Annotated in this window: 21 protein-coding genes; 10 read left to right on the forward strand and 11 right to left on the reverse strand. The window is 73.3% G+C overall.

The genetic code is table 11. From position 1 onward, the window contains the following. Nucleotides 1–59: 59 nt before the first annotated feature. Complete coding sequence (locus AB5J87_RS04940) at nt 60–1379, reverse strand: alpha/beta fold hydrolase (RefSeq protein ID WP_369374321.1); 1320 nt, start codon at nt 1377–1379, stop codon at nt 60–62. Between the two features lie 154 nt (nt 1380–1533). Between AB5J87_RS04940 and AB5J87_RS04945 the strand changes: the two genes are divergently transcribed. Beyond that, nucleotides 1534–2697, forward strand: coding sequence for a betaine/proline/choline family ABC transporter ATP-binding protein (locus AB5J87_RS04945; RefSeq protein ID WP_369374323.1), 1164 nt, complete (start codon nt 1534–1536; stop codon nt 2695–2697). Between the two features lie 62 nt (nt 2698–2759). On the opposite strand, the gene AB5J87_RS04950 is transcribed toward AB5J87_RS04945, so the two are convergent. Continuing rightward, nucleotides 2760–3098 carry a hypothetical protein gene (locus AB5J87_RS04950; protein WP_369374325.1) on the reverse strand — a complete coding sequence of 113 codons (339 nt, stop codon included), beginning with the start codon at nt 3096–3098 and terminating at the stop codon, nt 2760–2762. A gap of 65 nt (nt 3099–3163) precedes the next feature. Here AB5J87_RS04950 and AB5J87_RS04955 point away from each other — a divergent pair, with 65 nt between their 5' ends. Further along, nucleotides 3164–3922 (forward strand): ANTAR domain-containing protein, encoded by a 759-nt coding sequence (locus AB5J87_RS04955; protein ID WP_369374327.1) that lies wholly within the window; start codon nt 3164–3166, stop codon nt 3920–3922. Nucleotides 3923–4008: 86 nt separating this feature from the next. Then, nucleotides 4009–4725, forward strand: a complete 717-nt coding sequence (locus AB5J87_RS04960; RefSeq protein ID WP_369374329.1) for an ANTAR domain-containing protein — start codon at nt 4009–4011, stop codon at nt 4723–4725. Here AB5J87_RS04960 and AB5J87_RS04965 read toward each other — a convergent pair. From AB5J87_RS04965 to AB5J87_RS04975, 3 genes are all read right to left on the reverse strand, one after another. Continuing rightward, on the reverse strand, nt 4706–5200 hold the full coding sequence (locus AB5J87_RS04965) for an STAS domain-containing protein (RefSeq protein WP_369374331.1): 495 nt from the start codon (nt 5198–5200) through the stop codon (nt 4706–4708). The genes AB5J87_RS04960 and AB5J87_RS04965 overlap by 20 nt on opposite strands. A 96-nt stretch (nt 5201–5296) precedes the next feature. Continuing rightward, the gene (locus AB5J87_RS04970; protein ID WP_369374333.1) at nt 5297–5584 is read right to left on the reverse strand and encodes a hypothetical protein; all 288 of its coding nucleotides are present in this window, start codon (nt 5582–5584) and stop codon (nt 5297–5299) included. Between the two features lie 80 nt (nt 5585–5664). Continuing rightward, nucleotides 5665–6132 carry a DUF5994 family protein gene (locus AB5J87_RS04975; protein ID WP_369374335.1) on the reverse strand — a complete coding sequence of 156 codons (468 nt, stop codon included), beginning with the start codon at nt 6130–6132 and terminating at the stop codon, nt 5665–5667. Between the two features lie 285 nt (nt 6133–6417). Here AB5J87_RS04975 and AB5J87_RS04980 point away from each other — a divergent pair, with 285 nt between their 5' ends. Then, nucleotides 6418–6999 carry a DUF5994 family protein gene (locus AB5J87_RS04980; RefSeq protein ID WP_369374337.1) on the forward strand — a complete coding sequence of 194 codons (582 nt, stop codon included), beginning with the start codon at nt 6418–6420 and terminating at the stop codon, nt 6997–6999. A 5-nt stretch (nt 7000–7004) separates the two neighbouring features. Continuing rightward, nucleotides 7005–7271, forward strand: a complete 267-nt coding sequence (locus AB5J87_RS04985) for a hypothetical protein (protein WP_369374339.1) — start codon at nt 7005–7007, stop codon at nt 7269–7271. A gap of 321 nt (nt 7272–7592) precedes the next feature. On the opposite strand, the gene AB5J87_RS04990 is transcribed toward AB5J87_RS04985, so the two are convergent. After that, nucleotides 7593–8189: a hypothetical protein gene (locus AB5J87_RS04990; RefSeq protein ID WP_369374341.1), complete on the reverse strand. Its 597-nt coding sequence runs from the start codon at nt 8187–8189 to the stop codon at nt 7593–7595. 134 nt (nt 8190–8323) lie between these two features. Between AB5J87_RS04990 and AB5J87_RS04995 the strand changes: the two genes are divergently transcribed. The 4 genes from AB5J87_RS04995 to AB5J87_RS05010 all read left to right on the forward strand — a co-directional run bounded on the left by AB5J87_RS04995 (nt 8324) and on the right by AB5J87_RS05010 (nt 12364). Further along, nucleotides 8324–9001 (forward strand): response regulator transcription factor, encoded by a 678-nt coding sequence (locus tag AB5J87_RS04995; RefSeq protein ID WP_369374343.1) that lies wholly within the window; start codon nt 8324–8326, stop codon nt 8999–9001. Then, nucleotides 8994–10421: a sensor histidine kinase gene (locus AB5J87_RS05000; RefSeq protein ID WP_369374345.1), complete on the forward strand. Its 1428-nt coding sequence runs from the start codon at nt 8994–8996 to the stop codon at nt 10419–10421. Before AB5J87_RS04995 ends, AB5J87_RS05000 begins: the two co-directional genes overlap by 8 nt. 316 nt (nt 10422–10737) lie before the next feature. Next, complete coding sequence (locus tag AB5J87_RS05005; protein WP_369374347.1) at nt 10738–11487, forward strand: DUF6345 domain-containing protein; 750 nt, start codon at nt 10738–10740, stop codon at nt 11485–11487. A gap of 34 nt (nt 11488–11521) precedes the next feature. Then, complete coding sequence (locus AB5J87_RS05010) at nt 11522–12364, forward strand: hypothetical protein (protein WP_369374349.1); 843 nt, start codon at nt 11522–11524, stop codon at nt 12362–12364. 67 nt (nt 12365–12431) lie between these two features. Here AB5J87_RS05010 and AB5J87_RS05015 read toward each other — a convergent pair whose 3' ends face one another. The 3 genes from AB5J87_RS05015 to AB5J87_RS05025 all read right to left on the reverse strand — a co-directional run bounded on the left by AB5J87_RS05015 (nt 12432) and on the right by AB5J87_RS05025 (nt 14634). Continuing rightward, nucleotides 12432–12971: a DinB family protein gene (locus AB5J87_RS05015; RefSeq protein ID WP_369374351.1), complete on the reverse strand. Its 540-nt coding sequence runs from the start codon at nt 12969–12971 to the stop codon at nt 12432–12434. Between the two features lie 112 nt (nt 12972–13083). Then, complete coding sequence (locus tag AB5J87_RS05020; protein WP_369374353.1) at nt 13084–13809, reverse strand: ankyrin repeat domain-containing protein; 726 nt, start codon at nt 13807–13809, stop codon at nt 13084–13086. Between the two features lie 117 nt (nt 13810–13926). Then, complete coding sequence (locus AB5J87_RS05025; RefSeq protein ID WP_369374355.1) at nt 13927–14634, reverse strand: RraA family protein; 708 nt, start codon at nt 14632–14634, stop codon at nt 13927–13929. A 165-nt stretch (nt 14635–14799) separates the two neighbouring features. Between AB5J87_RS05025 and AB5J87_RS05030 the strand changes: the two genes are divergently transcribed. Continuing rightward, nucleotides 14800–15489 (forward strand): GNAT family N-acetyltransferase, encoded by a 690-nt coding sequence (locus AB5J87_RS05030; RefSeq protein WP_369374357.1) that lies wholly within the window; start codon nt 14800–14802, stop codon nt 15487–15489. A gap of 29 nt (nt 15490–15518) precedes the next feature. On the opposite strand, the gene AB5J87_RS05035 is transcribed toward AB5J87_RS05030, so the two are convergent. Together AB5J87_RS05035 and AB5J87_RS05040 are read right to left on the reverse strand one after the other, a co-directional pair. Continuing rightward, nucleotides 15519–16622, reverse strand: coding sequence for an ABC transporter substrate-binding protein (locus tag AB5J87_RS05035; RefSeq protein WP_369374359.1), 1104 nt, complete (start codon nt 16620–16622; stop codon nt 15519–15521). Then, nucleotides 16619–17293 (reverse strand): ABC transporter permease, encoded by a 675-nt coding sequence (locus AB5J87_RS05040; RefSeq protein ID WP_369374361.1) that lies wholly within the window; start codon nt 17291–17293, stop codon nt 16619–16621. Before AB5J87_RS05040 ends, AB5J87_RS05035 begins: the two co-directional genes overlap by 4 nt. Nucleotides 17294–17300 lie beyond the last annotated feature (7 nt).

Raw genomic sequence — 17300 nt, forward strand, 5'->3', positions numbered from 1 at the left:
CGATCCCGACGATCTTCGCGCGCCGCGGTCGACCGCCGCCCGGACCCCCGCCCCGGGCCTCAGATCTCGCCGCGCACCAGGGCGAGCAGCCGGTCCAGTACGCGGGGGCCGCCGGCCCGGACGCCGTCGTGCTCGTACTCGTCGGTGACCCAGGTGCGCAGGCCCCGAACGGCGCGGGCGGTGCGCAGGGAGTGCTCGGTGTCCACGTACATGTCGTCGTGGTAGACGGCGGCGGCCACCGGGACCTCGTTGGCGGCCAGCGCGGCCGGGTCGTACAGCGGGGTCCAGTCGGTGTGCGCGGCGAGCAGCCCGGCGCTCTCGCGCAGCGGGCGCAGCGCGGGGTCGGTCTCGAAGTGCCAGGGGTGCACGGACTCGCCGGTGAACAGCACCGGGCCGTCCCCGGCCAGCGCCTTCTCCGCGCAGAACTGCGGGAACTCGGCGCGCACCCGTTCGGCGGACCAGTCGGTGGGGCGGGCGTCCTGGGCGTAGCACGCCTCGTGCAGCACCGCGTAGAGCGGGTGTCCGGCGAAGGAGAGGGCGGCGTGCGCGTTCTCCTGGAAGGCGTCGGAGAGCGCGGTCCCGCCGGCCGTGCGCACCAGCGCGCCCTCCAGCAGGTAGTGCAGCTGGTGCGGGCCGTCGCCGCTGCCCAGCAGCAGGCCGAGCGACTGGAAGGCCGCCGGGGTCAGCACGTATCCGCTGCTCAGGACCCGCCGGTCGGCGGCCAGGAACTCGGTGATCCGGCGTACGTGGGCGACGTCCTGGGGGTAGCGCTCGTAGTACGCGGCGTTCTTGCGCTCGACACGGGGACCGGCCGCCCGGTACACGTCGTCCGCGTGCCCGTCGAGCGACGGCAGACCGCCGGTGATCAGCACGGCGGCCAGCCCCTGGGGGGCGGTGGAGAGGTAGTGGGTGGCGCAGAAGCCGCCGAAGCTCTGGCCGAGGACGGTCCAGGGGGCACCGCCGGTGAGCTCGCGGCGGATCAGCTCGCAGTCCTTGACGATGGAGTCGGCGCGGAAGTGGGTCAGATAGTCGGCCTGTTCGCGCGGACCGCCGCGCAGCGGCAGGCTCTGGCGGTCGGCGGGGGTGGACAGCCCCGTGCCGCGCTGGTCGAGCAGCAGCACCCGGAAGTCGCGCAGGGCCCGCCCCAGCCATGCCTGCTGCCCGATGAACCGCCGCGCGCCGAAGCCCGGCCCGCCCTCCAGGTACAGCAGCCACGGCAGCCGCTCCCGGTCGGCCGCGCGGTCGGCGGCGACGACCTCGCGCGCGTGGAGCGAGATGCGCTCGCCGTCGGGGCGGGCGTGGTCCAGGGGCACGTCGAAGCGGTGGTCGACCAGAACGGTCCCGGGCTGGCGGTAGGCGGGCGCGGCTGCGGTGGTCAAGGGGGCTCCTGCTCTGGGTGGTGGGCGTGCGCTCTGCGTCGTGGGTCCGGCCGGTCCCCAGTGGATCACACCGGGCGCGCGGCGCGCCGCCGAGGTGTACTCCCCCGGCGGCGGTCCGTGTGCGCGCGGGCCGCCGGGCTCCTAGCGTGGGTCCATGATCCGGTTCGAGCAGGTCAGCAAGGTGTACCCGGATGGCACCAGCGCCGTCGACGGGCTGTCCTTCGAGGTGGCCGAGGGAGAACTGGTCACCCTGGTCGGCCCGTCCGGCTGCGGCAAGACGACCACCATGATGATGGTGAACCGACTGATCGAGCCCACCTCGGGCCGCATCCTGGTGGACGGCGAGGACATCGCCTCGGTCGACCCCGTGAAGCTGCGGCGCCGGATCGGCTACGTCATCCAGCAGGTCGGCCTCTTCCCCCACCGCACGGTCCTGGACAACACCGCGACCGTACCGGCGCTGGTCGGCTGGAAACGGGCGAAGGCGCGGGCGCGGGCGGCGGAGCTGCTCGATCTGGTCGGCCTCGACCCCAAGGTGTTCGGCGCCCGCTACCCGGCCCAGCTCTCCGGCGGGCAGCGCCAGCGCGTCGGGGTGGCACGGGCGCTGGCGGCGGACCCGCCGGTGCTGCTGATGGACGAGCCGTTCGGGGCGGTGGACCCGGTGGTGCGCGAGCGGCTGCAGAACGAGTTCCTGAGTCTTCAGGCGACGGTGCGCAAGACGGTTCTGCTGGTGACGCACGACATCGAGGAGGCGGTACGGATGGGCGACCGCATCGCGGTGTACGGGCAGGGCCGCATCGAGCAGTTCGACACCCCGGCGGCGGTCCTCGGCGCGCCCGCGACCTCGTACGTGGCGCAGTTCGTGGGCGCGGACCGGGGGCTGAAGCGGCTGTCGGTCACCGAGGTCGAGGAGGCCGACCTGGAACAGCCGCCGGTGGCGCGCCTGGACGAGCCGGTGGCGGTCGCCGCGGCCCGGCTGCGCGAGGGCGAGGCGCGCTGGGCGGTGGTCCTCAACGCCTCGGGCGAGCTGCACGGCTGGGTCGCCACGGAGGAGCTGTCGCTGGCCGGCGCCTCCGGCACGGTCGCGGACCTGGCCCGGCGGATGGAGGCGTGGGTGCCGGTCGGGGCGCCCCTGAAGCAGGCGTTCAGCGAGATGCTCCAGTACGACGCGGGCTGGGTCGCGGTCCTGGACGGCGCCCGCTTCGTGGGCGTCCTGACCCCCGCGAAACTCCACGAGGCCCTGCGCAGATCGGTGGACGCGGACGCCCAGGGAGTGGCGCGGGAGGAGGTGGACTTCGACTCGGTCGCCGATGCGTAGGCGCCGGATCGTGCAGGTGGCGGTCGCCCGGAATTCCAAGTGGCCGCCACCCATGAAGCCCCTTACATCCGGGGCGTGTTGCGCGGGGTCTGGTAATACGTGCCAAGGCTCTGGTGGTAGTCCGCATCGCCCAGGTGCTTTTCCTTGTCGAACTCCGGAGCGTTCTTGATCTCTTCCTTCGTCCGGGACACGTACACCTTTCGCGCGGCCACGTCGACGCCCTTGACCGTGCCGGCCGGCAGCAGTACGTCGCCCGGACCCCGCGAAATCCAGGACTCCCCCTCCGGCCCGAAGGCCCGGTCATGGGCGCCGATCCCCCTGCACCCGCTCACCCCAGCCCTGTCCGGTACCGGCTTCACCGGAGGGGAGGACGTGACGGCGGCGGACGGCGCTTCGGCCACGACCGCCGAACGTCCGGCAGCGACGCACGATCCGAGCTCCACTCGGCGGAGGGACGGTGTGTCCCATGGCGACGGGCAACCGGTCGGCGCGCATCCACAACCAGGTGGCGGAGCAGGCGGCGCTGCGCGGTGCCCGGATCGGTGTGGTGGACGTGTGCAGCGCGGCCGTGGCGGCGTTGCCGGTCGGCGGGGCCGGGGTGTCGGCGATGCAGCCGCACACGGCCAGCCATCCTCTGTGCAGCACCGACACCGTGAGCGAGCGGCTCGAAGAACTTCAGCTCACCCTGGGTGAAGGGCCGTGCGTCGATGCCTTCGCGCGCGGCTGCGCCGTCCTGGCACCGGATCTGCGGACCAGCCCGCTTCAGGAATGCTGGCCGGTGTTCGCCGACGCCGCCCTGGAGGCCGGGATACGCGCGGTGTTCGCGCTCCCCCTCCAGATCGGTGCGATCAGTCCCGGAGTCCTGGATCTGTACTCCCGCGTGCCCGTCGAGCTGAGTCCGGAGGCACTGGCCGATGCCCTGGCATTCGCCGACTTCACCACGCTCGTACTCCTGGATGCGCGGATCGACGAATCGGGAGCGCGAGCCGATGACCCGTCCCCGGACGGCCGTCGAGAGGATCTGGGCCGCTACCGCGCCGAGATCGACCAGGCGACCGGCATCCTCATGGTCCAGCTCGGCGTCGGCGTCGAGGTCGCCTTCGTCCGGCTGCGCACCCACGCGTACGCCACGGGCCTGCGCCTCGCCGAAGTGGCCGCCGACGTGGTGGCCCACCGGCTCCGCCTGCCGCCCGACCCGGACGGGGATCCGCGTGATGGCGGCTGACGCGTCCGCACGGGCGTCCCGGTGCCGCCCGCCCCGTCCGCCGATCCCCGTCCCCCCTGGAACCGGTCTCAACAAAGGGTGTCGCCATGCATGAGCAGCTCCTGGCCAAGACATTCGTCGAGCTGGCCGACAACCTCGTCGCCGACTTCGACCTCATCGACTTCCTGCGCCTGCTGACAGACCGGTGCGTCGGGCTGCTCGGTGCGGGCGCCGCGGGCGTACTGCTCGCGGACCGCGAAGGCGCCCTCCGCGTCATGGCCGCCTCCGACGAACGCGTACGCCTGCTGGAGCTCTTCCAGCTCCAGAACGACCAAGGCCCGTGCCTGACCTGCTTCCGCACCGGCGCTCCCGTGACCGTCCCCGACCTGGACAAGGAGGTGACCCGCTGGCCGCGCTTCACCGCCTTGGCCCAGCAGAGCGGCTTCCGCTCCGTCCAGGCCCTGCCGATGCGCCTGCGCGACGAAGTCGTGGGCGCGCTCAACCTCTTCCGCGCCGACCCCGGCTCCTTCGACCCGTCGGCCATCCCCGTCGCCCAGGCCATGGCGGACGTGGCCACCATCAGTCTTCTCCAGCACCGCACGAGCCAGCGCAGCACCGCCCTCAACGAGCAGCTGCAAACGGCCCTGACCAGCCGGATCCTGATCGAGCAGGCGAAGGGGAAGCTCGCCGAGCGCCAGGGCGTCGACATGGAGCAGGCATTCAGCACCTTGCGCGGCTACGCCGGCGCGCACAACCGCCGACTGTCCGACCTGGCCCGTGCCTTCATCGACGGCTCGGAGCCGCTCAAGGGGCTCGGCGGCTGAACTCCGCCGTCGGCGCCGTATTCCCGAACCGCGGGGCGGGCGCGGCGAGCGCGGCCCCCGCCACGGTGCCGCGGTCGGGGTGGACGTGCAGGAGCCGGGTCAGCCCGGCGGCGCCCAGCACCGTGACGGCACCGGGACTCGGCGCGAGCAGGCACAGGGCGCCGCCGAAGGAGCGGGCCCGGCGCGCGGTGGCGACGAACAGTCCGAGGCCGAGGGCGTCGCAGGAGGTCATCCCCGACAGGTCGAGGACCAAGGGGCTTCCGGGACCGTGGGACACCCGCAGAAGGCGCTCGCGCAGCCCGGGAACAGTCGTGAGGTCAAGACGTCCTCTGACGGTGACGACCGTGCGCCCCTCGATGACACGGAGCGGTGGCGAAGGCGGCGAACCGCGCCCGCGCGCGGACGTACGGGTGCCTTCGCCTGCGGATCGCGGGCGGGGCGCGTCGGCGGGCGAGGGACGAGATCGGGGACTCATGGGCACCCTGGTCCTCCTCGGAGCGGATCGGCACGCTGCCGGGGGCTGGGGCGCTGCCCACACCCTAGTCCTGTCCCGCGCTCGCGGACAGCCCGGCTACGAGCGGTTGACCCGGCCCGCCACGGCGTGGCCGACCAGCAGGTAGACCACCGCGGGCAGACCGTAGTTGAGCACGGTGCGCCAATTGTCCGAGTCGACGTCGAACATGTCGCGCGCCCAGCCCGAGAGCCAGTTCGCCGCGTGGTGGACCCAGGACACCAGATCGTTTCCGGTGTTGGCGTCCAGCAGGAAGAAGGCGATCCACAGGATCAGGATCACCGCGGTGATGTCGGCGACGACAAGGATGATCGTGGCGGCGGGGTTTCCGCCGTAGCGTCTGGACATACCCACCGAGTGGCCGGGATCGGCGCGTCCAAACGCTCCCGGCGCCCGGCCCGCTCGCCGCGCGTGCCGCCGCGACGGCCTCAGCCGGGGAGGGGCGCGACGAGGAGCTGCGCGGCCGGAGTGGTGTTGTCGGCGTGCACCGCCCGGGCCATCGCGGTGCGCGCGGCGTCGGCGGTCGTGTCCGGAGGGACCACGAGCAGCGAGAAGTGATCGCTGTCGCCACGGGTGACGAGGAGGGTGTCGTCACCGACCGGGAAGGAGTCGAGGTGCACGACCCGGCCATCGATCAACAGGCGGGTCGTGATTCCCCGCCAGGCGGTGGCGTCGAGTCCGACCCGTGTGATGGGGCCGAGGTGCTCGGTCAACACGCTGATCAGAGCCGGCAGTTCCGCCGCGATGTCGCGGGAGCGCGGCCACCACGCGCCGTCGAGGACCCCTTCGCGGGACCGGGTGGTCTCCAGCCGCAGGAGTGCCGTTCCGGGATTCACCACCCGGTGCACGGCGTCCGGAAGGAGTCCCGAGGGGGTGGGGGTGTCGGTGTGCGCCATGGTGGTTCGCCTGCCTGCGGGTGCGTCGACACGTCGCCGTGGCGCCGGTACGGGGATCGGTGTGGTCGAGCGGCTGATCGGAAGCCGTTGTTCCACCCTACTCCGAACGATGTTCACCGGGCGATCACCCTCCGGTCGTCGCTCCGCCCCGCCCGAGCGGCCGCCAGGAGTACGCTGGAGATACCGAGAGCACTTCGCACCCCGGCCTGTCGCCGGGGTCGTTCTTGGCGAGCGAAGACACCGGACCGCCGCCCACGGATGGCCGTCCGGAGACGGGTCCGCGTGATGTCCGCAACCATCGACCCGACCGGGCCACGGCCCGGGACCCCAGCAGCCCCGACACCGCCCGCCCGCCTCTCGCTGAAGGCCCCCGGCGCCGCCCGTGGGCTTCTGGACGGAGCCTGGTGGCCCCGCTCCCGCGACCTGCTGAGCGAACTTCCCGCGCTGGTAGACGTTTTGGACCCGGCGTGGGCCCGGATCACCCGGATCGCCGTCAATCCCCGGCACTGGCCCGTCATCCCGCGCAGGATCCCGGTGCACGGGCATGTGGTGAAGGCCGGCTGGTTCACCGAACTGGATCCGTACGAGCTGCTCCTGCTGTCCTACTCGGTCGGCCGCTGGGACCTGCTGGTCGTCCCTCCGCGGACCAGCGCCCCGGCCGCCGCCCGGCTGATGGCCGCGGCGGCGGCCAGCACGGGGCAGGCGCTGACCGCCGCCGCGCTCGTCGCGGCGGAGGAAGCCCGCCATGGCGCTCTGGCGGGCGACCGGCCGCAGGACCCCGAGAACGCCTGGGAGTCCGAGGGCGGCGCCCCGTCGCCCCGCGTCGGCGGGCCGGACCGGCCCAGCCGCCTCCTGGTGGGGATGTGAGCGCCATGACCACGGCCCTCACCATCCTCGTCATGGTGCTGCTGGTCATCGGCGCGGCACGCCTGATCCACCGGCTCAACGCCCAGCACACCGAGCGGATCGCCCTGCACCGCTACAGCCGGTTCGCGCCCGGCCGCCGGGGTGATCCCGGCAGTGCCGCACAGCCGGTCCCCGGTCGGTCCCAGCCGCCTGCCGCCCCCACCCGCCGCGACCAGCGGGACGGGGGCCGAGGACGACTGCGTCCCCGGCGCAGGATCCGGCACGAGCACTGATGCGGCGCACATGAGCCGGAATCCGTCGAGGATCGGCACGGTTCGCCTTCTCCACGGGGCCTCTTCGGGATCGGGCGCCGGCCCGGCAGCCGGGCCGGCGCGTCATCACGAGACCCGTCGGAGACGGACCGGCGACCTCGGCATCCGCGCGATCCTCCTCCAACGCCTCGGCCGGGCGGGGGGACATGCGCCGGCCCGCCGCGGACCGCGCCGTGCGCCGCCGGGCGTGACCGACGCCGAGGCGGACCGCCACGCGTCGGGGAAGCGGTCCGTGACACCGGCCGGTGGCCGCGGTCGGTACGCGGTCACCGGCCGGTGGTCTCAGCCGGTGGTCCTCGGGTCCCCGACGACGGTGTTGCCCGTGACGGCGCCGTCCGTACCGGAGAGCGTCACGGCGTGGCGGACGCCGTCGGTGCCCAGCACGACCGCCTGCCAGGCGCTGCCGCCGCCCTGCTGCGCGACGACCCGCAGCGACTCGACCTTGCCGCCGGGGACCGCGGCCGTCGCCTTGTCGACGGCCTGCGCCGCCGAGAGCGCGGGCAGCGGCACGGGGGCTCCCCCGCCGAAGGGCCCGCGGCCGGGCGCGCCCCGCTCCTGGCCGCCGGGACCGCCGGGGTGGCGCTGCGGCCCGGCGCGGTCCTCGCCCGGCCCGCCGCCGAAGTAGCGGCCCCGGTCCTCGAAGGCGTGGCGGGCCCAGGCGCGTCCGTGGTGGTGGTCGTGCGCGGCCACCGCCGCGACCGCGAGACCGCCGCCGAGCAGGACGACGACCCCCAGGGCCACCCACCTCGCTCGGCCGTGCCGGACCAGCCGGCCGACCCGGCCGCCTCGCCGCCCCTTGGACGCGACGGCCGGGGTGGCCGCCGTCTGTTCGTCCGGACCTCCCGGGGGCTCGGGCGGCCTGGGCTGGGGTTCGGTCATCTGCCTGCTCCTCGCTTCGTCGCGGGCGTCGCGCCCGGCTGCGGCAGATCGTGCGCGCCGGATCCTGAAGCCCCGCTGAAGCCACCTGAAGATCTCTTCAGCAATACGGCGGCGGGACCTGAGAGCCTTGGCCCATGCGGGTACTGGTGGTGGAGGACGAACGGCGCCTGGCAGCGGCGCTGCAGCGCGGGCTGGGCGCGGAGGGCTTCTCCGTCGACGTCGCCCACGACGGCCCGCGCGGCCTGTGGCTGGCGGGCGAGCACGACTACGACGTGATCGTCCTCGACATCATGCTGCCGGGCCTCAACGGCTACCGGGTCTGCGCGCGGCTGCGGGCGGCCGGGTGCGAGTCGGGCATCCTGATGCTGACCGCCAAGGACGGCGAGTACGACGAGGCGGAGGCGCTCGACACCGGCGCGGACGACTTCCTGTCCAAGCCGTTCTCGTACGTCGTGCTGGTCGCCCGGCTGCGCGCCCTGGCCCGGCGTACGGGGCGGCGGGAGCCGCCGGTCATGGAGTTCGGCGATCTCGTGGTGGACCCGGCGGCGCAGCGCTGTCTGCGGGGCGGCACGGAAGTCCGGCTGACCTCGCGCGAGTTCGCGGTACTGCTGCAACTGGCGCGGCGGGCCGGAGAGGTGGTGCCCAAGCGGGAGATCCTGGGCGCGGTGTGGGACACCGCGTACGAGGGCGACCTCAATGTGGTGGAGGTCCACGTCAGCGCCCTGCGCCGCAAGATAGACGCGCCGTTCGGGCGCGGCGCCGTGGAGACCGTCCGGGGCGCGGGCTACCGGCTGGCGGCCGACGGTGGCTGAGCCGCCCGGGGCCCCGGCGGCGCGCCGGGGGCGGCTGCGGCGGCTGCGCCCGCGTTCCGTACGGGCCCGGGCCACCCTGGGCGCCTCGCTCGTGGTGGCGCTGGCGCTCGGCGTCGCCTCGCTCGGGCTGCTCGGCCTGCTCCGGCAGAACCTCGTGCGCGACGCCCAGGCGGACGCCGAGCGGCAGGCCGTGCTCACCGCCGGTCTCGCGGCCGGCGGGCGGCTGGGACCGGTGCTGGCGCCGGAACGCGGCGCGGACTTCCTCCAGGTCGTCGATGCCGACGGCCGGGTGCTCGCCGCGAGCCCCAACCTCCTCGGCCGCCCCGCCCTGTCCGCCGCGCGCCCCGACGGGCCGGGTACGGTCCGGGACACCTGGAACGGCGGGCGCACCCGCGAGGAGCACCGCCAGCGGGTCGTGCAGGTCACCACGACGACGCCGCACGGCCTGGTCACCGTGTACGCGGGCACCTCGCTGCGGCAGGCCGACACGGCGGACGAGACCATCACGGCCGCGCTGGTGGTCGCGGTGCCGCTGCTGGTGCTCACCGTCGCGCTGGTGACCTGGCGGGTGACGGGGTGGGCGCTGCGGCCCGTGGAGGCGATCCGCGCCGAGGTGGCCGAGATCGGCGACCGCGAGCTGCACCGCCGGGTGCCGGTCCCGGCGAGCGGGGACGAGATCGCGCGGCTCGCGGTGACGGTGAACGCCACGCTGGACCGGCTGGAGGCGTCCGGGATCCGGCAGCGCCGCTTCATCGCGGACGCCTCGCACGAGCTGCGCAGCCCGATCACCGTGCTGCGCACCCAGCTGGAGGTGGCCCAGGCCCATCCCGATCCGGCGCTGTGGGGCGAGCTGGTCAGCGGCGCGATCGAGGACACCGTACGGCTCCAGGACCTCGCCGCCGACCTGCTCCTGCTGGCCCGGCTCGATGCCGGTGAACGGCCGCCGACCACCCGGGTCGACCTGGCTTCCCTGGTACGCGAGGAGCTCGCCCGGCGCGCCCCGGCCGACCGAGTCGCTCCCGCGGCCGACGTCCCCTCCGCGTCGGACGGGTTCGCGGTCGACGGCAACCGGGCCCAACTGGCCCGGGTCCTCGGCAACTTGCTGGACAACGCCCAGCGGCACGCCGTCGCCGAGGTCGTCGTCCGGCTCCGCGCCGAGGGCGGGCGGGCCGTCCTCACCGTCACCGACGACGGCTGCGGAGTGCCGGACGCCGAGCGCGAGCACGTCTTCGAGCGGTTCGTACGGCTCGACGACGCCCGCAGCCGGGACGAGGGCGGGGCGGGGCTCGGCCTGGCCATCGCCCGCGATGTGGTGGAGCGGCACGGCGGCACGCTCACCGTGAGCGGCGCGCCGGACGCGGGCGCGGCCTTCGAGGTCCGGTTGCCGTCGGCACCGCCCTCGGCCGACGGCGGATCGTGAGGCGGGCCGCCTCCGGGTGAAGGCGGCAGCGGCAGCGAGCCGGCTCGGGGAGGGGACTGCCCCAAAGGGGCCGATCCAAAGGGACCGGCCGAAGGGGACCGGCCGAAGAAGTGCGCGACAAAAGGCGGCACTTGACCGTTGGCCCGCCACTTACGGCCCGTAACCCTTCACCTCATCCGGATTTCTCTGTTCCATTCGGACAACGGGCTTGCCGGTTCCTTGCCGGAAAAGCATCATGGACGGGCGCGTGACACCGAATCATTGGCAGCGGTGTACGGGATATGGCCCGCTGCCCGAGGGACGCAGGTGATTCCGGATGCGATTCTCCACAGGCGCTGTTCGCGACTACGTTCCCAATGGGTGCGGGGGGCCCGACCTCCCGGCCACCATTCCCGAGGCCCGCGGGTTCGCCGCGGTGTTCCAGATGGCGGGCCACCAGCTCTTCAGCCACTGGGAGAACAGGGACGTCTGGGGCTCCGACTTCCGCGAGACGGGCGGCGGCGATCTCGAACCGCAGGGCGGCAGCGATCTCGTCGAGCTGTATTTCTTCACCGGCCACGGGATATGCCAACGGTCGCCCCAGGCCACCGATCCCGATTTCCTGGTGGTGTGCGGGCGGTTCGGCCAACCGAATGTCATCACCATCGGAAAGGAGATCCGCTGGGGAAACTCGCGCAACGGAATACAGTACGCGGTGATCGACGCCAGCTGCCCGATGGACCTCGTCTCGCTGGCGAACTCCTGGTTCCCCGTATTCCAGGGCATGCACATCGCGCTGGGGCATTCGGGAAACCTGTCGGCGGACACGCTGGACAGCGCCGACCGGGGAATCGTCTTCGCGATCCGGGCCACCGGCGCCTTCTGGTTCTTCCCGCACCAGAGCGTCGGCGACGCCTGGATGGACTCGGGCACCATCGACATCCAGTCGGGGTGCAGCGCCGTGGCCCTGGCGGCCGGCGAGTCGCGCTCGGACGCCATCTGGCGGCGCGACAACGAGACGATCGGCGTGCACAGCACCTTCAACTTCACTCCCGCCTGGTTCGCCTGGAAGTGGCGGACCCGGTGAGCGGCGGACCGGTGGCATTCCTGGAGGCCGAACGATGACTTCGCCCAGTGGACAGGGCTACGGCGACTACAGCGACGACGCCGAGGTCACGCGGCTGCGCGAGCTCGGTGAATCGGCGCTGGGGCTGAGCTTCGACGCCGTCGAGCAGAGCGGCGGGGCCCAGAACATGATCGGCGTCCGGTCCCGCGACACGCTGTTCAGCAGGCGGCTGGACTCGCTGACGTACTTCGTGCAGGACAACCGCTTCGGCGTGGGACGCGAACTGGGGGTGTTCGACGGCCCCGACGAGGAGCTGCTGCGCAGCTGCCGTGCCGTGCTCGTCTCACTGGGCGTGCCGGAGGCGGAGATCGGTGACGAGGGGATCGTGCGCGAACAGACCCAAGTGGCCGCCTTCGACGCGGAGTCGGGCCGCGCGGAGCTCGAAGAGCCCGAGCCCGGCAACCGGTACGCGCACCTCGGCAGGCTCGTGGACGGCCACCCCGTCTGGCAGTCCGGCTGCGTCCTCGGCCTCACCGGGGACCGGCGTGTCGGCCACCTCCAACTGCACTGGCCCGAACTGCCGGGCCCGGCGGTCGAGGAGCTCCGCGCGCTGGCCCACCGCGTCGACCAGGACTGGCGGCCCCCGGACCTGGAGGGCGCCGAACCCGAGTCCGTGGAGGCCGGGATCACGCACTCCACCGCCGTCGGCTTCGTCCTGGACGTCTATCCCGCGGTACGGGTCGTGTACGCGCCGACGACGGAGGGCATGGGCCGCAAGCCGGTGCGCTACCTGAACCGCTACGGGGAGGACCTGCCGCTGCCGCGCGCCCACGCGTGGGACCTGGACCGGATCGTTCCGAACCTGAACCGCCCGGACCCGCCGCCGGAAGGGGTGTAGCGCAGGCGGTGGTGCCGTGCGGGAATCAGGTGCCGGAGATCAGGTGCCGGGAATCAGACGGCGGAGATCAGGTGCCGGTCGTCCCGTCGATCCGCTCCCTGATCAGGTCGGCGTGCCCGTTGTGCCGGGCGTACTCCTCGATCATGTGGATGAGGATCCAGCGCAGGGACACGCTCGGGTCACCCAGGACCGCCGCGTTGTCGGCGGAGAGGAGGCCGGACTCGTCCAGCGTGGCGTCGGCGATGAGCTGACGGCTGATGTCGACCTCGGCGCGCCACAGCGTCAGCGCGTCGTCGATGCCCTGTCCGGGCACGAGGGCGAAACCGGCGTCCCCTTCCTTGCCGAACAGGAACGGTATGTCCTGACCCGCGAAGACCCGCTGGAACCAGTTCCGCTCGATCTCCGCCATGTGCTGGACGAGCCCGAGGAGCGTCATCGCCGACGGCTCGACGGAAGCCGTCCGCAACTGGTCGTCGTCGAGCCCGGCGCACTTGAGCGCGAGCGTGGCCCGCTGGAAGTCCAGCCAGCTTTCCAGCATGGTCCGTTCGTCGGCGTGCGGGGGCGGGATGGGCCGCCCGTCCGGTGCGTGTCGCGGGGTCTCGTTCATGCCCACCACCTTCGCACGCACCACTGACAACGCACGGTTCCGACGGCGCGGCGAGCGAATCCCTGGCCGACGGACGGGTTCGGGCTGGGATCGGGGCCGGGCCGGGGCCGTGTCAGGTGGGCTCTTCGGCCGACCGGGCTCCAAGGCCCCGCAGCCACCGCGCCATCTCGTCATGGCCCGAGCGGGCCGCCGCGTCGAGCGGGGTGAGTTCGTCGTAGCCGACCCAGTTGAGGTCGCCGCCCCGCTCCAGGAGGTAGGCGGCGGTGGGGCGGCTGCCGCCGTGGCAGGCGCACCAGAGGGCCTCGGTGACTTCGGCGGGGGTCACCGGTGTGGCGCCGGGGGTGAAGTGGGCGGCCACCCGGTCGAGTTCGCCGAGTCCGGCCGCCTGCCAGAGGGTGGTGCGGGCGCCGCGTTCGAGGAGGCGGCGGGCGGCCCGCCATTGGCCGAAGGCGACGGCGTCGCCGATGGCCGTGCCGCCCGCGATGACGGAGCCGTCCGCCTCGATGTCCGCGCCGAGGTCGAGCAGGGCGTCCAGGACGGGTACGTCGTCGCAGCTGGCCGCCCAGTGCAGGGGCGTCTCGGCGTGCGGGCCGGTGAAGCGGGCGCCGACGTCGGCGCCCGCCGCGACGAGGGCGGCCACGACCGCCGGGCCGTTGGGGCAGTGGCCCGGCCAGTCGGTGGCGATGTGCAGCAGGGTGCGGTTCATCAGCTCGTCGCCCAGCCGGGCCCCGGCGAGTCCGGGATGCTCTGCCAGGAGTTCCTGGAGGCGCCGGAGGTCCCCGGTGCGGATGGCCGTCGCCACCTCGACGGCCAGCGGCTCCTGCGTACCGATCAGCATCGTGGACGCCCGTCCCTTCCTCGCGTACGTACGTAGTACGTGTACGTATCGTCAGTAGGTGTACGTATCACGGCCGCGCGCCCGGCTCGTGGTCGAGGGGGTGCCGGGCCCGGCGCGTCACTCCTCGATGGCGCCGCCGACGGCCCGCAGGTGCTCGCGGAACGTGAGGGCGGGGTTGTCCCGGCGGTCGGCGAGGTAGCGGTCGAAGTGGACCTGGGAGCGCAGGGACTCGCCGTCGCGGATGCGTTCGGCCTGGCGTCGTTCGGTGTCCCGGATGATCTCGGCGAGCGCGAGGAGTTCACCGAGGCGGTCGGCGGGGACGAACAGCACGCCGTCGTCGTCGCCCAGGACGATGTCCGCGCGGCCGACCGTCCACTCCCCCACCGTGGCCGCTTCCAGGGCGTCCTTGGCGCGCCCGTCCAGACGCTGGGGGCCGGTCGGCGTGGCGCCCGCGCTGAACACGGGCAGCCCGATGGCGCGGATGTCGGCCGTGTCGCGGTGCAGGCCCCAGATCACCACGCCGGAGAGACCCGCGTCGACGGCCTCCAGGACGACGAGGTCACCGACGCAGGCTTCGTCGAGCCGTCCGCCGTTGTCGACGACGAGTACGTCACCGGGCGCGGCCTGCTCGTACGCCTCAAGGAAGATGTCGACGCTGCCCGTGTGGCGGGCGGGTGCGACGCGCCCGGCGACACGGCCGCCCGCCACCGCCGCGCGTACGGCCGGCGGTGCGCAGCGCACCGGCACGCGCGCGCGTAGACACGCGTCCGCGATGTGCGCGGTGGTCAGTGCCGCGAACCTGCTGCCGAGCTCCTCGTGATCCATTTCTCTGGCCCCTCTCGTCTCTCCGGCCCGTCGCGTCCCCTGGCCTCGTCCGCCTCATTGTCGCTGTCAACTGGTCGGCGTGGACGGCGTGTCGTATGAGAAATCGCCCGTCCTGTCCGCCGGGACCGCCCCCTTCGGGAGCGGTCCGCTGCCATGATGGGGCGCATGCCCCAGCTGGTCCCTGCGGTCGTCCCGGCGGGACGTCTCGGCCGCTCCGATCAACCCGCCATCCCGGTGTCCGCCGGCGTGTTCCTGCGGCCCTGGGAACTTTCCGACGCGCCGTTCGTTTACGAGGCGTACCAGGATCCGGCGATCCAGCACTGGACGCGGCGGCGCGCGGACTGCGAGATCGAGACCCGGGGCTGGATCGCGCGCTGGCGCCAGGGCTGGCGCGCGGAGACGGACGCGCACTGGGCGGTGGTGCGGGCGCATGACGGCGCGCTGATCGGCTGGATCGCCTTGTGCAGCATCGACTTGGCGGTGGGCCGCGCGGACTGCCGGTACTGGATCCTGCCCTCGCTGCGGGGCCAGGGCGTGACGCCCGCGGCCGTGACGGCGCTGGCGTCGTGGGCGCTGGACACGGTCGGGCTGCACCGGATCGAGATCGCGCACCCGACGGCGAACGAGTCGGCCTGCCGGGTCGCGCTGAAGTCGGGGTTCGACATCGAGAGCACCCGGCGCAGCGCCCAGCTCCACGCGGACGGCTGGCACGACGTCCACGTCCACGTCCGGGTGCAGGAGCATCTGGAGGAACTGCTCGACGACCAGCCGCAGGACCACGGTCTCGGCCGGGTGCAGCACCGGCTGCACCGCCGGGGCAAGGACCGGCTGCGGGACCGTCTCTTCCGGGCCTGATGCGCCTCGTCAGGGCCTGATCCGTCTCTTCAGGGCCCGATGAGGCCCTTCGACACCAGGTAGTTCCTGGCCACGTCCGAGGGAAGCCGCCGCCAGCTGTCCACCTGCCGGTTGAGGTCGGCCAGGTCGGCGGTGGTGAGGACCGTGTTCAGCGCGCCGAGGGCCTTGGTCACGCCTTCGCTGCCCGCGCGGGCCCGGTTGACGACGGGCACGATGTAGTCGGCGTTCTGGAGGTGCTTGTCGTCGGCGAGGAGGACGAGCCCGAACGCGTCGAGGGTGGCGTCCGTCGTCGTGGTGAGGACCATCTGGTCCTGCCCGTTCTGTACGGCTTGTTTGGACTGAGTGGTTCCTACGCCTTTGGGGTCGACGGCAGTGATGTTGATGCCGTACGTCTTCTTCAACCCCGGTTCGCAGTACGGGCGTTGGACGCATTCGTCGCCCGCCGCGAGCCGTACGGGCAGTTCGGCGGCGCCGAGGTCGCTGAGGGTGCGGAGTCGGTGCGCGCGGGCGTAGTCGGCGGCGACGGCGAAGGCGTTCTGGTCGACGGCCCTGCCGGGGTCGAGGACGGTGAGGCCGCGCGGGGTGGCGAGGGCCCGCAGCGCGGTCATGGTGGTGATCAGGTCGGGCGAGCCGACGGCGGGCGCGTCGGGCCCGTGCGCCTTGGCGTTGAGCCAGTCGGCGAAGGTGGCCGCGTACTCGGGCACGACGTCGATCTGCCCGGCCTCCAGGGCGGGTTCGTAGAGCTCGCGGTTGGTGACGGAGAGGATCTTGGTGCGGTAGCCGGCGCGGTCGAGGAGGAGGGCGTACATCTGGGCGAGGAGGTCGCTCTCGGTGAATCCGGCGGTGCCGATGGTGAGGTGTTTGCTGTCGCCGGGCGGGGCGGTGACGCTGCCCTGGTTTTCGAGGGTGGGGCCGGTGGTGCAGGCGGTGGCGGTGAGGGCGGCTGCGGCGAGCAGTGCGGCGAGGCGGGTGTGGTGGGGGCGCCGGGTGTGGCGGGTCTGTGCGATGGGCCCGGCTTTGGCCGTGGGCCGGGCTGCGGCGGTGGGCCGGAGTTCCGCGGCGGGCCGGAGTTCGGCGTTGGGCCGGGGTTCTGCGGCGGGCCGGGATTTGGCGGTGAGCCGAAAGGCTGTCATCCGGGGCCGCCCCTCGCCCAGAAGGGTGCGAGCCGCTGGGCGATCTCGAAGAGCGCCTCCACGAGCAGCGCGAAGACGGCGACGAGCACGGCACCCGCGACGACCTGCGGGGTCGAGGCGAGGTTGAACCCGGCGGTGATGATCCGCCCGAGCCCGCCGCCGCCCGCCAGCGCGGCGAGGGTGGCGGTGGCGACGAGCTGGACGGCGGCGATCCGTACGCCGGTGAGGACGAGCGGCAGCGCGAGGGGCAGTTCGACGCGCCACAGCATCTGGCCGCCGGTCATGCCCATGCCCCGGGCGGCCCGCACGACATCGCCGTCGACCCCGCGCATCCCGACGTACGCGTTGGTGAGGAGCGGCGGTACGGCGAAGAGGACGAGGGCGACGATGGTCGGCGCTTCCCCGTGCCGCCCGAGCGGGGTGAGCAGGAGGAGTACGAGGACGGCGAAGGTGGGGACGGCCCGGCCGATGTTGGAGAGGTTGACGGCCAGCGCCCCGCCTCTGCCGAGGTGCCCGAGGACGAGGGCCACGGGCAGGGCGATGAGACAGCTGATGAGGAGGCAGAGCGCGGTGAGCCAGAGGTGCTCGCCGAGGCGGTGGGCGATGCCGTTCTCGCCGTGCCAGTGGGCGGAGGTGGTGAGCCAGGACCAGGCGTCGGAGAGGGTGGTCATGGGCGGC

Origin of the sequence: Streptomyces sp. cg36 (assembly GCF_041080675.1) — a bacterium.
Taxonomy (GTDB): domain Bacteria; phylum Actinomycetota; class Actinomycetes; order Streptomycetales; family Streptomycetaceae; genus Streptomyces.

Excerpts from the sequence above, each read along its gene's own strand:
- AB5J87_RS04945 (WP_369374323.1), top strand. The coding sequence starts at position 1,534 with ATGATCCGGTTCGAGCAGGTCAGCAAGGTGTACCCGGATGGCACCAGC.
- AB5J87_RS04955 (WP_369374327.1), top strand. The coding sequence starts at position 3,164 with ATGGCGACGGGCAACCGGTCGGCGCGCATCCACAACCAGGTGGCGGAG.
- AB5J87_RS04960 (WP_369374329.1), top strand. The coding sequence starts at position 4,009 with ATGCATGAGCAGCTCCTGGCCAAGACATTCGTCGAGCTGGCCGACAAC.
- AB5J87_RS04965 (WP_369374331.1), bottom strand. The coding sequence starts at position 5,200 with ATGAGTCCCCGATCTCGTCCCTCGCCCGCCGACGCGCCCCGCCCGCGA.
- AB5J87_RS04970 (WP_369374333.1), bottom strand. The coding sequence starts at position 5,584 with ATGTCCAGACGCTACGGCGGAAACCCCGCCGCCACGATCATCCTTGTC.
- AB5J87_RS04975 (WP_369374335.1), bottom strand. The coding sequence starts at position 6,132 with ATGGCGCACACCGACACCCCCACCCCCTCGGGACTCCTTCCGGACGCC.
- AB5J87_RS04980 (WP_369374337.1), top strand. The coding sequence starts at position 6,418 with ATGTCCGCAACCATCGACCCGACCGGGCCACGGCCCGGGACCCCAGCA.
- AB5J87_RS04985 (WP_369374339.1), top strand. The coding sequence starts at position 7,005 with ATGACCACGGCCCTCACCATCCTCGTCATGGTGCTGCTGGTCATCGGC.
- AB5J87_RS04990 (WP_369374341.1), bottom strand. The coding sequence starts at position 8,189 with ATGACCGAACCCCAGCCCAGGCCGCCCGAGCCCCCGGGAGGTCCGGAC.
- AB5J87_RS04995 (WP_369374343.1), top strand. The coding sequence starts at position 8,324 with ATGCGGGTACTGGTGGTGGAGGACGAACGGCGCCTGGCAGCGGCGCTG.
- AB5J87_RS05005 (WP_369374347.1), top strand. The coding sequence starts at position 10,738 with ATGCGATTCTCCACAGGCGCTGTTCGCGACTACGTTCCCAATGGGTGC.
- AB5J87_RS05010 (WP_369374349.1), top strand. The coding sequence starts at position 11,522 with ATGACTTCGCCCAGTGGACAGGGCTACGGCGACTACAGCGACGACGCC.
- AB5J87_RS05015 (WP_369374351.1), bottom strand. The coding sequence starts at position 12,971 with ATGAACGAGACCCCGCGACACGCACCGGACGGGCGGCCCATCCCGCCC.
- AB5J87_RS05020 (WP_369374353.1), bottom strand. The coding sequence starts at position 13,809 with ATGCTGATCGGTACGCAGGAGCCGCTGGCCGTCGAGGTGGCGACGGCC.
- AB5J87_RS05025 (WP_369374355.1), bottom strand. The coding sequence starts at position 14,634 with ATGGATCACGAGGAGCTCGGCAGCAGGTTCGCGGCACTGACCACCGCG.
- AB5J87_RS05030 (WP_369374357.1), top strand. The coding sequence starts at position 14,800 with ATGCCCCAGCTGGTCCCTGCGGTCGTCCCGGCGGGACGTCTCGGCCGC.
- AB5J87_RS05035 (WP_369374359.1), bottom strand. The coding sequence starts at position 16,622 with ATGACAGCCTTTCGGCTCACCGCCAAATCCCGGCCCGCCGCAGAACCC.
- AB5J87_RS05040 (WP_369374361.1), bottom strand. The coding sequence starts at position 17,293 with ATGACCACCCTCTCCGACGCCTGGTCCTGGCTCACCACCTCCGCCCAC.